At 50.5% G+C, this 13,001-nt stretch carries 13 protein-coding genes; 4 read left to right on the top strand and 9 right to left on the bottom strand.

The window, feature by feature from the left end; genetic code table 11:
* The first annotated feature begins 121 nt into the window (after positions 1 to 121).
* The 3 genes from HJG54_RS14950 (at position 122) to HJG54_RS14940 (ending at position 2,448) form a co-directional block, all read left to right on the top strand.
* Positions 122 to 373, top strand: coding sequence for a hypothetical protein (locus HJG54_RS14950; RefSeq protein ID WP_316429602.1), 252 nt, complete (start codon positions 122 to 124; stop codon positions 371 to 373).
* Positions 374 to 618: 245 nt separating this feature from the next.
* Entirely contained in the window at positions 619 to 2,043 is a 1,425-nt protein-coding gene (gene argH, locus HJG54_RS14945) for an argininosuccinate lyase (RefSeq protein WP_316429600.1), read from the top strand.
* 117 nt (positions 2,044 to 2,160) lie between these two features.
* Complete coding sequence (locus HJG54_RS14940) at positions 2,161 to 2,448, top strand: hypothetical protein (protein WP_316429599.1); 288 nt, start codon at positions 2,161 to 2,163, stop codon at positions 2,446 to 2,448.
* Between the two features lie 175 nt (positions 2,449 to 2,623).
* Here the strand turns inward: HJG54_RS14940 and HJG54_RS14935 are convergent, their stop codons facing one another.
* The 8 genes from HJG54_RS14935 to HJG54_RS14900 all read right to left on the bottom strand — a co-directional run bounded on the left by HJG54_RS14935 (position 2,624) and on the right by HJG54_RS14900 (position 10,215).
* A complete protein-coding gene (locus HJG54_RS14935; protein ID WP_316429597.1) occupies positions 2,624 to 3,064 on the bottom strand; it encodes a dTDP-4-dehydrorhamnose 3,5-epimerase in 441 nt (146 codons plus the stop codon).
* 117 nt (positions 3,065 to 3,181) lie between these two features.
* Positions 3,182 to 4,057 carry a tRNA (5-methylaminomethyl-2-thiouridine)(34)-methyltransferase MnmD gene (locus HJG54_RS14930; protein ID WP_316429595.1) on the bottom strand — a complete coding sequence of 292 codons (876 nt, stop codon included), beginning with the start codon at positions 4,055 to 4,057 and terminating at the stop codon, positions 3,182 to 3,184.
* A complete protein-coding gene (locus tag HJG54_RS14925) occupies positions 4,057 to 4,785 on the bottom strand; it encodes an amino acid ABC transporter ATP-binding protein (protein WP_420717393.1) in 729 nt (242 codons plus the stop codon). Before HJG54_RS14925 ends, HJG54_RS14930 begins: the two co-directional genes overlap by 1 nt.
* A gap of 365 nt (positions 4,786 to 5,150) precedes the next feature.
* Entirely contained in the window at positions 5,151 to 6,419 is a 1,269-nt protein-coding gene (locus HJG54_RS14920) for an amino acid ABC transporter permease (RefSeq protein ID WP_316429591.1), read from the bottom strand.
* A gap of 64 nt (positions 6,420 to 6,483) precedes the next feature.
* On the bottom strand, positions 6,484 to 7,638 hold the full coding sequence (locus tag HJG54_RS14915) for an amino acid ABC transporter permease (protein ID WP_316429589.1): 1,155 nt from the start codon (positions 7,636 to 7,638) through the stop codon (positions 6,484 to 6,486).
* A gap of 243 nt (positions 7,639 to 7,881) precedes the next feature.
* Entirely contained in the window at positions 7,882 to 8,934 is a 1,053-nt protein-coding gene (locus HJG54_RS14910) for an amino acid ABC transporter substrate-binding protein (RefSeq protein ID WP_316429587.1), read from the bottom strand.
* 692 nt (positions 8,935 to 9,626) lie between these two features.
* Positions 9,627 to 9,836 carry a hypothetical protein gene (locus HJG54_RS14905; protein WP_316429585.1) on the bottom strand — a complete coding sequence of 70 codons (210 nt, stop codon included), beginning with the start codon at positions 9,834 to 9,836 and terminating at the stop codon, positions 9,627 to 9,629.
* A gap of 163 nt (positions 9,837 to 9,999) precedes the next feature.
* Entirely contained in the window at positions 10,000 to 10,215 is a 216-nt protein-coding gene (locus tag HJG54_RS14900; protein WP_211620515.1) for a hypothetical protein, read from the bottom strand.
* Positions 10,216 to 10,470: 255 nt separating this feature from the next.
* Between HJG54_RS14900 and HJG54_RS14895 the strand changes: the two genes are divergently transcribed.
* Entirely contained in the window at positions 10,471 to 11,145 is a 675-nt protein-coding gene (locus HJG54_RS14895; protein WP_316429583.1) for a helix-turn-helix transcriptional regulator, read from the top strand.
* On the opposite strand, the gene sppA is transcribed toward HJG54_RS14895, so the two are convergent.
* Positions 11,119 to 12,930, bottom strand: a complete 1,812-nt coding sequence (gene sppA, locus HJG54_RS14890) for a signal peptide peptidase SppA (protein ID WP_316429580.1) — start codon at positions 12,928 to 12,930, stop codon at positions 11,119 to 11,121. The genes HJG54_RS14895 and sppA overlap by 27 nt on opposite strands.
* Positions 12,931 to 13,001: the final 71 nt, after the last annotated feature.

The raw sequence follows: 13,001 nt of genomic DNA, 5'->3' as shown, positions 1-13,001 counted from the left end.
AAAAGGCTGTAAAAGGGTAAAAAAGATAAAAATAAAACAAAAGAACCAGAGATAAAAATTGGCTGAACTGTGGCAAACTAGGTTCGATTCTTTAATTAGCTCTGGGTGAGGTTTAACTAGCATGCTGCTTGTTCAGTTGGTGCAGGATCTGACTCCCGGTTTAGTCGATCTAGGGTCTTGGAGTGAGGTTAGTCGGGTTTGGCTAAGTCATTCATCGCTCGATTGGGCGGTACTAGCGCAACAATTTGATACAGATGTGTTTAGAGGCACTCGCGCCATCATTGGCGATTTCATTCAATCCGGCAAACTCTGGACCTTACTGATCGGGATTGGGATTGGATATATGTTGCGAGCTTTGACCTCCTACGGTTGACCTGAAGCAATGCTCAGCTGGGCTGAGGTTGAGATTCTTTGCTTAAATTACGGCTCCTTCTCCCTGCCAAGGGAACATTAGAGGGGGTCAGATAGGCGTGATTTGTCTGATGAATCTGGAACAGTTTTGTTTTCAGGAACTGGTTACAATACTCAGAATTACTCAGAACTTGAATTTGTCTGGAGCATCGTCAGCAACCCTTCAAGTTTTTTGTTGCCGTTCGTTTATCAGGAATCCGAGCCTTGGTGAATTCATCTGCATCCTCTCAAACCTGGAGCCAACGCTTTGAATCGGCTCTGCATCCAGCTATTGCAGCCTTTAATGCCAGCATTGGGTTCGACATTGAGCTGATCGAGTTTGACCTGACCGGGTCGCAAGCTCACGCCATGATGCTGGCCCATACCGGAATTATCTCGGCAGCAGAAGGAGAGCAGCTTGTTGCCGGTTTGGAGCAAATCCGGCAGGAATATCGAGAAGGCAAATTTCAGCCCGGTATTGAAGCTGAAGATGTCCACTTTGCCGTTGAGCGGCGCTTAACCGAACTGGTAGGCGATGTGGGCAAAAAACTGCACACGGCTCGTTCCCGCAATGATCAGGTTGGTACTGACACTAGGCTGTATCTGCGAGCGCAAATTAGCCAGATCCGGCGACAACTCCTCGATTTTCAGGCAGTGTTGCTACGGTTAGCCGAACAGCACATTGAAACACTGATCCCTGGCTACACCCATCTCCAGCGTGCCCAGCCCCTCAGTTTGGCCCATCACCTGCTGGCCTATGTGGAAATGACGCAGCGAGACTGGCAGCGGTTAGGCGAAATCTATCAGCGCGTTAACACTTCACCGCTTGGCTGTGGGGCATTAGCGGGCACTACCTTCCCCATCGACCGCCATTACTCGGCCCAGTTGCTTCAGTTCGAGTCGGTGTATGCCAATAGTTTAGATGGCGTCAGCGATCGGGATTTTGCCATTGAGTTCCTCTGCGCCGCTAGTTTAATCATGGTGCATTTGTCGCGCCTGTCCGAAGAAGTGATTCTGTGGGCCTCGGAAGAGTTTGGCTTTGTGACGCTGAAGGATAGCTGCTCGACTGGCTCCAGCATCATGCCGCAGAAAAAGAATCCCGATGTCCCCGAACTGGTGCGTGGCAAAACAGGACGGGTGTTCGGTCATTTGCAGGCGCTATTGGTACTGATGAAAGGTCTGCCCTTGGCCTACAACAAAGACCTCCAGGAAGACAAAGAAGCCCTATTCGACAGTGTTAAAACCGTGCAGGGTTGTTTAGAAGCGATGACGATTCTGCTGAATGAAGGCTTGGAATTCCGTACTCAGCGCCTCAACCAAGCCGTGACTGAGGATTTTTCCAACGCTACCGATGTAGCAGACTATCTGGCCGCTAAGGGAGTACCGTTCCGTGAAGCCTATAACTTAGTTGGAAAGGTAGTAAAAACCTCGTTAGCAGCGGGTAAACTACTCAAAGACTTAACGTTAGACGAATGGCAAACGCTCCATCCCGCCTTTGAAGCTGATATCTATGAAGCCATTACTCCGCGTCAGGTAGTAGCGGCCCGCAATAGTTTCGGTGGTACCGGGTTTGAGCAGGTCCAAAAAGCGTTGGCAACTGCCAAACAGCGTTGGTCAGCCGCGAATCAAACCAGCGTCCAGTCTCAACATTAAACGATTTTTAATATATATAACAAAAACTGGAAGAAAATCAGAATCCATGAGCGCTGGATCGTTGATTATCGCTAGGATCATCATTTGAAGCCCAGATAACCCGCACTGAGATGAGCTATGTTAACCCAGGAACTAGATCGAGAAACAGAGTTTTACCTTGCTGAGATCCTTGCCAAGGAAAATACGACAAGCGATGCCTTGATTCGCCAGTTGATTCGCGATCGGTGGCTGTCTTTACATCAGGCAGCAAAGGTGGCCTCCCCCCAGCCAGAATTCCAGCCAGAAGCATCCCAACCAAATTGGGTTACTGCATCTATGTCTTCAGAATCGCAGCCTGCTAGACCCAGAAATTCTAAGCAAGTGATTGCTGATTTTGTCCGCCGCAAAAATAGACGACCTGTTTAGAGCTAAATTTAAGAACCAGCCCTAAATCAGCCTTGCAGATTGTAGGCAGGATACCTGCACTTTAATCACCTTTAATCTTAGAGAACAAAAAATCAAGTGCTAGAGCAGGTGGGCAGCCTGCTTTTTTCTTTTCTAGCGCGTTGATGCAGCTTGCTCATGTCTTCTAAGCAATTTGCTAAGCACCAACGGGAAGTTCAATGTCTGTCAGTACGGCCCTTGCTTTGGCCAAATCGTAGGGAAAGGGTAGGGGCATCGGGCGATAATCGCGATCGTGCGCTGGACCATGCCGTAAAACAGCGTTGACAAGCAAGCAGGGTTCATCGCTGAAGTTGATAGCACCGTGGGGAATACCAGGAGGAATTTTGACAACTTTGGGCTGGCGCTCGCTTAAGGGAATATATTCGTATTGTTTGTTTTGCAACACGACTAGCACGAAGCATCCCCGGACTACGAGTAGCTGATCGGTCTGGAAATGATGCACAAACAAGTTGTCGATTAGTCTAGCTGGAATCTGCGCTAACATCGTTTCGTGGCTGGACTGAGGCGTATAGAACTCAACCATGCCGCTCTTGATCGAATCTAGTAGCCGCACCTCGATTTGGTTGATCAGGCCCATGCCACACCTCCTTGATGTGCTCTTCTCTATTAGTCTAATTCAGGAAAATATAAAAATTTGTTTTTAAAACGACAATAATGCACATTTTATGCATGCTGTTTCATGTCTGTCGTTTTCCTACCGAATCCCCCAGCGACGACGCCAGCTTGATGTTGATTCACGGTGAGACTGCTGTTGCTCTTGGTGATGACGCTGCAAGATGGTTTCGGCTGGGTCACTCAGCAGCGGATCGCGATAGGGAATGGCGGCTCTGGTCTGGAGATGTTCTTGCTCCATTGGGGAAAGCGGTATCAGCGTTTCTGCCGTAAAACTAGCAACGGTGCCCTGAGACCATTCGTGGGGCAAATGGGTCTGACTCAGGGGAATCGTGCCGATCTGTAATCCAACCGCTTGCATCGCAGCCCGCACCGACGCCGAACGCGAATAGGTCGCCAGTTTTCCGGTCGGAGCCAAACAACGGGCCACCTGCTGAAAAAACTCCACCGTCCAAAGCTGGGGACAACGGCGTGGCGAAAAGGGATCGAAAAAAATTGCGTCGGCCTGCACACTTGCCTGCTGGAGTGACTGAATCATTTGTCGGGCATCACCAATTAGCAATTTGGCCTGGAGGTGGGGCGTGCGGCATTGATGATCAGTAGCCAAGGCTCGCAAAATTGCCTGCACGGACTCTGACCAGCCATCGATGACCGGAGGCACAACGGCAGCCTTGGGAACCGATGCATCTAGCTCTAGGCCATAGGCAGTGACAAAGCAGTCTGGATTGACCGACCAGATTGTTTCTAGCGCTGCTGCCGTGTTGTAGCCCAGCCCATAGCAAACATCTAAAAGGCAAAGCTGGGGCTGTTTGGCCTTTTCTACCAAATCAGTTGCTTGGGCAAACTTGAGAAATGCCTCTTGCTTCGCTCCCTGCTGCGAATGAAACGCTTCGCCAAATTCAGCAGAAAAGAATGTGAATGAGCTATCGTCGGTGGGTTGTGGAATCCAAGCAGGCATCAATGCAGGATTTGCGACAGGAATTTCTTGGTGCGTTCCTCTTTAGGATTGTTGAAGAACTCGGCTGGGGTGGCTTCTTCCACAAGCAGGCCATCGGCCATCAGCACTACCCGGTCGGCTACTTCGCGGGCAAATCCCACCTCATGGGTAACACACACCATCGTCATCCCAGTACCGGCCAGCGTTCGCATGACATCCAGCACCTCCCGCACCATTTCCGGGTCCAGGGCCGAGGTGGGTTCATCAAACAGCATGATTTTGGGCTGCATTGCTAGGGCACGGGCAATTGCCACTCGCTGCTGCTGACCGCCAGAGAGCTGTCCCGGAAACTTGTTGGCCTGATTTAGAATTCCGACCCGTTCCAAAAGCTGCATTGCCACTTCTTCTGCCTTAGCTTTGGACCAGCGCCGCACCCAGATCGGGGCCAAGGTGACATTTTGCAGCACCGTCAGGTGGGGAAACAGATTGAACTGCTGGAACACCATGCCGACTTCCCGCCGGATTGTGTCAATGTTTTTCAGGTCGTGGCTAAGTTGAATCCCATCGATTTCAATCGAGCCTTTCTGATAGGGTTCCAGCGCATTGAAAGTGCGGATAAAGGTCGATTTACCAGAGCCGGATGGCCCCATGACTACCACCACTTCACCCTTTTTGACAGTTAAGCTGACGCCTTTCAGCACATGGAAGTTGTTGTCATACCACTTCTCTACGTCTTTAGCGATGATGATCGGCTCGGCTGCGGTTTTATCTGCGGTTGTTTCAATCTGGGGTTGGGTCATGGCGGTTTGTCCTATGGGTTAAATCGCTCAATATTCATCAATATTTGAAGTTACTTGTCTGTAGGTCCTAAAAACCAAAGAAGCTTTAATCTGAAGCGATTGAGAGTTTCATCAATTCGAGGTTGATTTGAGGTTGATTTGAGGTTGAGTGAGCGCGTTGAGATGAAATCTAATGCAGAAATATGGATGACTTTGAATTCAATTCTAAGCTGACAAACTAGCGATAGCTGCTAAGCCCTGAATTTGCTTCATGCGTTGCCTTCACCTTACGTCAAGTTGCAGAAGGTAAACCGTCAACTTAAACACTCCGGCTGCTAACCGCCCCCGCCACCATCCGGTCGATTTGTGGTCAATGCAGGATCAACCGCCCGTTTGGGTGCATTAAGCTGTCGTTCCAACCTGCGGCTAGCCCAGGACATGATCGAACAGCAAAGGAAATAGATTAGGCCGATGAACAGAAATACCTCACTGCTGCGCCCGTTGTATTGAGGATTTGCCAGCACCGATTGCCCCATTCCCAACAGTTCTGCTAAACCAATAATTGCCAACAGAGATGTATCTTTGAACAAGCTAATGAATTGACCCACGATTGTAGGAATTACAGCTTTGAGTGCCTGGGGTAACACAATCAAGGTCGTCGTCAGCAAAGGATTCATACCTAGCGCTTTGGCGGCTTCAGCTTGGCCACGGGGCACCGACTGCAATCCACCCCGGACATTTTCGGCCAGATAGGCAGCACTGAACATGGTCAAACCGACAATGGCACGTAATACCCGATCGGGCCGCATTCCTGAAGGTAGCACTAGCGGCACCAGCAGCGAAGCCGCAAACAAAATTGTTACCAGCGGCAACCCGCGAATTACTTCAATGTAAACAATTGACAGCCAGCGAATCACAGGCAGCTCACTGCGTCGTCCCAGAGCCAGCAGCACCCCAATCGGAAAGGACAGCACAATACTGACAATTGCCGTCAGTAGCGTCAACAGCAAGCCCGTCAGGTCATCTAGCTTGACTTGAGGACCAATAATCAAACCACGCACCAGGGCATAGGCCAGCAGAAACGTTAATAGCCAGAATAGAGGCAACCAGCTTCCTAACTGCGGCTTCACCTGTCCAATCTGTTGACCCAGGAAGGCAGTTCCCACCAGCAGCACCAGCAGCCCTAAGGAAATCGCAATTGAGGTTGGATCGGCTAACAGCCCTAACACAATCAGAATCGAGGCGGCCAGGATTCCTAGCATCACTAAGCCACGCCGGTCGAACAGGCGGCTAGTGCGGGCCAAAACGCCCCAGGATAAACCACCCACCGCCACAATCAAACCCAGGCTGGCCCAGATCCGCCACAGCAATTGCACCGGATAGCGCCCGACCAGAAACAGGCGGAAGTTATCTCGCACGGCATTCCATTGCGCCTCGGTAAAGGCCCAGGACAAAAGGGTAATCAGCACCCAGGCCAGAAATGCCGCACTGATGATGGTCAGCAGCGTGTTCAGCCAACTGCTAAACAGGTTCTTCTTAGCCCAAGCCCAGGGGCCAACTGCGGTGACCGGTGGAGCTGATGATTGAGGCAGAATAGTGGTCATAGCTAAAGCACAAGAAAGAAGGCGGTTGAGGGGAGAGAGTTAATTCAGAGTGAGTCTGCTTGCCCTAGCGTTCCTTGATCTGAACCTGTTGATTAAACCAGTTCATCGCTAGGGAAATAATTAAGTTAAGGGTCAGGTAGGTAATCATGATCAGGGATACAACCTGCAACACCCGCCCGGTTTGGTTGTTAATCGTATTGGCCACCTGGAAGAAGTCAGCATAGGCAATACCGGCAGCCAAACTAGAGTTTTTGGCGAGGTTGAGGTATTCACTGGTCAGTGGCGGAATCATCACCCGCAGCGCCTGTGGAAAGATCACTAGCCGCATCGCCAGTCCAGGTTGCAGTCCCAGCGCCCGCGAGGCTTCCCATTGCCCTTTCGAGACCGACTGAATCCCAGCCCGCACCACTTCAGCAATAAACGCTGCCGTGTAGAGCACCAGGCCAGCCAGCAAGGCACCAAATTCTCCAGACAGATTCAATCCGCCCGTTACTACATCGCCCTGTAAAACTGGAGCTTGCCAGTCCAACCCAAATAGGAGCGCCAAGACAGCAATCACCGCTAGGGCAATCATTGCAAAGAAATAATTCTGACCAGACGCGCCTTGCAGCACAATGACTTTCACCCGCTGCCGCCAGAACAAAATCCCTAAAATTAGACTGCCAATGATCACTGCTAGAGCAATCCAGGTTCGAGCCGTGCCAGCTGGCCACAGCAGAAAAATCCCTTGATTGGACAAGAAGGTTGGCCCAGGTAGGCGAATCGAGTTTTCAACGGCAGGAAAACGGAGAAACACCGCTGTGTAGAGGAAGAACAGTTGGAGTAGCAGCGGGGTATTGCGAAAAATTTCGACATAAATCGTAGCAATCTGCCGTACTAGCCAGTTTTCGGAGAGGCGAGCAATTCCAACCACAATTCCCAAAATGGTCGCCAGGATGATGCCCAATACAATGACCCGCAGGGTATTTACCAAGCCGACCAGCAGCGCTCGCCCAAACGAATCGGTAGGGCTGTAGGGAATAGCCGTGTCCCCGATGCCGAAAGAAGCGGGGTTATTCAAAAAATCGTAGCCAGGAGGAATGCCGAGCCGACGCAGGTTGATTAAAGCATTGCCTCCCAGCAGAGCCAGAAGCGCCACAACGATGGCTAGCACAATTACCTGAAGAGCAATCTTGAGGAAGCGATCATCGCGCCAAAGTGGAACTTTATGTTCGTCCATGATCTAATAAATTCGGAGTTTTAAGTTTTGTTGGCGGAGCCTATGCGGAGCGTGTAGTTTTGAGTTTGCAAAATTGATGCCCAACCCAAAACCCAAAACTGCAAGCCTGAAGAAATAGTGGCGAGTCTTAAGCTTCTAAAGTGTCCGGACCTTACAACTCAAAACTAAGAACTACGTGCTCCGGTTCCGCTGAGGTCGCCGAACGCGCACAGGCTACGCCACAAAAACTCAAACCTGTTGACGTTAGCGGAATGGGGGTGCGTAGATTAACCCTCCATTCGTCCAGAGTTCGTTGGGACCCCGCTCTAGCTGGAATGGACCGCCAATGTTGCGCTCATAGATTTCGCCGTAGTTTCCTACATGCTTGATCACTCGCGCCATGAAATCATTGGGCAATCCCATATCGCTACCCAGGGTGCCTTCTTTACCTAAGAGGCGTTTGACTTCCGGATCATTGCTATTTTCAAACTGAGCCAAGTTATCTTTGGTGATGCCCAGCTCTTCTGCTTGGAAGGTGCCAAAAACAATCCACTTCACGGCGTCTGCCCATCTTGAATCGTTGTTGCGAGTTGCTGGGCCGAGTGGTTCTTTAGAAATCACCTCGTCTAGGACAACATAGTTGTCGGGATTAGGCAAGGTTTTGCGGCGGGCTGTGAGCTGAGACCGGTCAGAAGTCGCTGCTTGGCACCGCCCTTGGGCGAAAGCAGAATAGAGAGCATCTTCATCGTCAAATACAACCGGCGTGAATGGAATATTCAATTTGCGGAAGCGGTCAGTCAGGTTCTGCTCGGTTGTGGTGCCAGACTGGACGCAGATTGATTTACCGCTCAGCCCCTTAACGTCTCTGATGCCTGAAGCCGTTGTCACCAACATGCCTTGACCATCAAAGAAGGTGGTCGGCGCGAACTCTAACCCTAGGGCAGTGTCGCGGTTGATGGTCCAGGTCGTGTTGCGAACCAGGACATCAATCTCTCCTGCTGCTAACGCCGTAAACCGTTCTTGAGCGCTCAAATTACGAAATTCAACTTTAGTGGGATCGTCGAACAATGCCGCCGCAATTGCTCGACAAAAATCCACATCCATCCCTGAGTATTCACCTGTGTTGTCTACAAAACTGAAGCCCGGCAGTTGCCCATTCACACCACAGATCAGCGAACCTCGACTAGTTACTGTATTGAGTGTGCTATTGGCATTGTTGTCTCCACCCTGGGCTGTTGAGTCACCCGTTGAGGCGCAGGCTACTGCAACCGCTGCTGTGAGGATGGTGGCCAGCAGCAGGGAAATCCATTTACGCATAAACCCTATTTCACTCACCGAACATTAATGAACAAAAATTTTATTTTAGACAGAGAAGCTAATGCACTTCTCTGCATGGAGAAGCTGGTCAACATCTAACACAACGGCCTGAACGTAAATTCAGCCACCCAATGAGAGCCAGCTTACCCATCCAGAATGTATTGCATCTGCCCTATGCCTTAATTGAAACTATTTACCAGCTTTTTCAACAGTCTACTGGTTTGAAAATTTTGTGTGTATCGGACTTCACAGTTTTTATCAGGAAAAGCCAGATTAGTAGGATCAGGCTATAGCATAGAACCAGAACTTAACTATTTGTTATGAGCAGATTGTCATGAGCAGATTGTTATGGGCAGGCGCGCAGAAAGGAAAGTAATCCCAATGCGGCGGAACGGCTGATTAAAGTGATCTGAGAGCCATCTAGGCAAGCGCACGAGATGCATAAAGCCATTGCCACAGGCATTTCCACAAAAAATGACTCCTGAGCAGTAGGATTTGCATCCATCAGCATCAAGAGCCAAATTCTGAAATTTTGATAATTTGCCTGACTGTGATCTAACTGGCTTTATGGAGTTAGAAATGAATTGAGTGATTCTGTGGTGCGTGCAAACATCCTGTTTGCTACAAACAATCAGCTTGGTTTGTATGCAGCAGATTTAACCTGACTAAACCCTTACATGTTGGCTAACCGACTAGCACTCCTGCACCAACTCTCGGATTAGAGGAAGACGGCTGTGGATATAGTTACTGAAGATAGCCGTCTCACGATAATTTAAGGCTTGCTCAGAGCGCAATTGCCGTAAGAGCCACTGTTCTAAGCTATTGTCGTCTAGCGCTACAGGAATGTTGGCTCGAATTCCTTCAACTAGAGACCAGAATTGCCGCATCATTGTAGGACTCATGGCAACCTCGACTTAAGAATTTCTTTATTTTTTAGCCTATCTGACTATACTGGATACCAGTCTTTCTCCACACAAGAAGACACAAGAGTTACAAAATCCTTTACAGATTGAGGTAAAACTTGACAAATAAGGGGCTGGCGCAACAATTTTAGGCGGCCTGCCACTATCGACCTAGCATCCAGTTGGTAGCGTCATCAAACGAATTATCAAATCTGCTGTCAAACATCACGGTGTAGCTGGCCGAAGGAGTCATTTGTTGCAGCATCTTCAGGTGGGCCTCGGCGTCAGTCCGGCGCTGAAAGCGGTTGAGTACAGAGTGCTGGAGGTTGGGCTGCAGGCGAATAATGCACCAAGGCTGAGGGCGTTCGGTGTAGTTCATAGCTAATTTGGAGCAATGCTTGGATAAATGCTGCCTGATTGTAGCCATACCCGCTCGTTTTGTACACCACCAGAGTCAGTTGATAAAATTTTTGATTGATTGGATTTAGTGAAGCAACCAGATGATTCGCAGGGCTATCCCGGCTAATCCGGTTGGCAGCGGGCCAGGGGTCCAGACTCCATCTACCATTTAATTTTGGTTCAATTCCTAATCTGTTAAAAACGCAATCTTAATCTTAAAAAGTTTGATCTGGCGATGGAGGACGAGAAACAAAAGGTCAAAGACCAAATTTTATATTTGCTGAAGACCCAGGGGGCACAAACCGCAACGGCCTTAGCGGAACAACTGCGCGTGACTCCAATGGCGGTTCGTCAGCACCTTCAGCAGCTCAAAACGGCAAACTGGGTTGCCTATTCTGAAGAGCGGCGTCCGTTGGGGCGTCCAGTGAAGCTGTGGCAGTTGACCCTACAATCAATGGAGCAGTTTCCAAATAGCCATGCCGATTTGCTGGTCGATTTGTTGCGAGGTATTACAGCTAGCTTTGGTCCTGAGGGGCTGGCCAACATTATTGCCGAACGTAGTCAGCGTCAGGTGGAAACCTACAAGGCCACATTAGCTTCTCTGTCAGTAGACTGGAAACAGCAGGTGCGACGGCTAGCTTATCTGCGAACTCAGGAGGGCTACATGGCCGAAGTGATTGAATTAGCCGAGCCAACGACCATGCTGTTGGTCGAAAATCATTGCCCGATCTGTACAGCAGCCCGCAGCTGTCAACAGCTTTGTAGTGCTGAACTAGAGACCTTTAGAGCGGTATTTGGCCCCAGGGTAACAGTTGAGCGGATTGAGCATATTCTGCAAGGTGATCGTCGTTGCGCCTATCGCATTCGAGAGCAGCCCATCGGCTCACTTAATCCAGGGGTTGAAGGGTAAGCGACTGTAAGCTCCCAGCGGATCGTTCATTAGCTGTAGAACCCTGAAGTCTGCCTGAAGCTTTTGTAGCTCAACTGTCAGCGGATCCCGCGCCGTTGCTTGCTCAGCACCACGCAATAATCTCCTCAACAGACGGGTTTCAAACGAACTGCCCTGAGGATATTCCTCTAACTGCCAGTTGTTTCCTAGCTTGGCCGCATCAACGGCGGCTTGCACGGCAGCTTCTAACCCACCCAGTTCGTCTACCAGTCCCAAACTCTTGGCCGATGTGCCCGACCAAACCCGCCCTTGGGCAACAGCCGCTACTTTCTGAGTCGGGATCGGACGAGACTCGGCCACAATCGCTAAGAATTGGTCATACAGCCGATCTACCACTCGCTGGGCAATGGCTAGCTCTTCCGGCGTTTTGGGACGAGTGATCGACGTACTGTCAGCAAACCGCCCAGTTTTGACCACATCCCAGGTAATGCCGTTGTTATTAGCCAACGTTTTGACATTGGGCAACAGGCCAAAGACGCCAATCGAACCCGTGATGGTGCTGGGTGCCGCAAAAATTTTGCTCGCGTAGGTGGAAATCTGGTAGCCTCCAGACGCAGCATAGCTACCCATCGAGACAATCACCGGCTTTTGCTGCTTGGTCAACAGCACTTCTCTGGCAATCCGAGCCGAAGCGGTGGCGCTGCCTCCCGGACTGTTTACCCGCAGCACAATTGCTTTGATGTCATCGTCGAGCCGCAGTTCTCGCAGTTGTTCCGCTAGCGTATCGCCGCCAATGCTGCCCGGTGCCCCCTTGCCGCTGACAATTTCGCCTTCGGCATAGATAACGGCTACTTTGTTGGGGCTGTAGGGGCGGCGTGCGGTCAACTCGGCTGCTCTGGCATAGTCGCTGATGCTAATGTTGCGAAACGAATCTTTATCCTTCGATTCGCCAGTCAGGTCCTGCAGCTCCGCTAATACTTCGTCTTCGTGAACCACTTTATCGATCAGCTTGGCAGTTTGGGCTTGATCAGACATGAGTAGCCCTTGCTGATCGGCGAGGGTTTGTAACTGCTCTGGCTTTAAGTTGCGGCTTTTAGCAACCGTGGAGAGAAAACCTGTCCACAGATCGCCCAGCAGTTTTTGAGTTTCTTCTTCAGCTTCGGGGCTATTTGCAGTACGGACAAACGGTTCAACAGCAGACTTATATTTACCGGCCCGAATCGGCTGCACTCCCACACCATATTTCTGCAGTGCTCCTGCGAAGAAGGCAGTCTCTACACTGAAACCATTGAATTCCAGAACAGCAGTAGGATTGAGCAGCACCTGATCGGCCACTGAGGTGAGGTAGTATTCTCGCTCGGTCCAGCCCGTGGTATCGTAGGCCAAAATCGGCTTGCCAGACTCACGGAACTTCTGCAGCGCTTGCCGCACTTCTTGCAGAGTGGCTAACCCCGACCCCAAGCCTGCCGGATTAATACTGCCCGATAGGTAGATTCCGGCGATCCGATCATCCTTCGCTGCACGCTCCAGCGTTTCTAGCACCGTGCGAAGCGCAATAGTATTGCGGGGGCTGCTACCCGAAAGCGCCTGCCCAATCACTTCTCCAGGACTATTGGTCAGACTAGAGTCGGTAATTTCCTGAGCCAAGTCAATAGTGAGAATCGAGTCCTTTTCAACGCGGGAACTAGCTTCTCGAGAAGCAGCAGTAATGGCAATCAGGAGCACGGTCAGTCCGGTAACGCTGAGCGTCAAAAACAGAAAGATACCCGTGAGCGTAGCGAAGGTCTGCTTGAGGAAATCGCGCATGGTCGAGGCAAGTAAGGGCTAGGGAAGAAGCGTGGGCTGAGGGATCCAGCGTCACGAGTGCCGGAAGGAGC

The sequence above is a fragment of the Leptolyngbya sp. NK1-12 genome (genome assembly GCF_032598965.1).
GTDB lineage: Bacteria > Cyanobacteriota > Cyanobacteriia > Elainellales > Elainellaceae > Elainella.
This window is presented reverse-complemented; position numbering and strand designations above follow the sequence as displayed.

Excerpts from the sequence above, each read along its gene's own strand:
- HJG54_RS14950 (WP_316429602.1), top strand. The coding sequence starts at position 122 with ATGCTGCTTGTTCAGTTGGTGCAGGATCTGACTCCCGGTTTAGTCGAT.
- HJG54_RS14940 (WP_316429599.1), top strand. The coding sequence starts at position 2,161 with ATGTTAACCCAGGAACTAGATCGAGAAACAGAGTTTTACCTTGCTGAG.
- HJG54_RS14935 (WP_316429597.1), bottom strand. The coding sequence starts at position 3,064 with ATGGGCCTGATCAACCAAATCGAGGTGCGGCTACTAGATTCGATCAAG.
- HJG54_RS14930 (WP_316429595.1), bottom strand. The coding sequence starts at position 4,057 with ATGCCTGCTTGGATTCCACAACCCACCGACGATAGCTCATTCACATTC.
- HJG54_RS14920 (WP_316429591.1), bottom strand. The coding sequence starts at position 6,419 with ATGACCACTATTCTGCCTCAATCATCAGCTCCACCGGTCACCGCAGTT.
- HJG54_RS14915 (WP_316429589.1), bottom strand. The coding sequence starts at position 7,638 with ATGGACGAACATAAAGTTCCACTTTGGCGCGATGATCGCTTCCTCAAG.
- HJG54_RS14910 (WP_316429587.1), bottom strand. The coding sequence starts at position 8,934 with ATGCGTAAATGGATTTCCCTGCTGCTGGCCACCATCCTCACAGCAGCG.
- HJG54_RS14905 (WP_316429585.1), bottom strand. The coding sequence starts at position 9,836 with ATGAGTCCTACAATGATGCGGCAATTCTGGTCTCTAGTTGAAGGAATT.
- HJG54_RS14900 (WP_211620515.1), bottom strand. The coding sequence starts at position 10,215 with ATGAACTACACCGAACGCCCTCAGCCTTGGTGCATTATTCGCCTGCAG.
- HJG54_RS14895 (WP_316429583.1), top strand. The coding sequence starts at position 10,471 with ATGGAGGACGAGAAACAAAAGGTCAAAGACCAAATTTTATATTTGCTG.
- sppA (WP_316429580.1), bottom strand. The coding sequence starts at position 12,930 with ATGCGCGATTTCCTCAAGCAGACCTTCGCTACGCTCACGGGTATCTTT.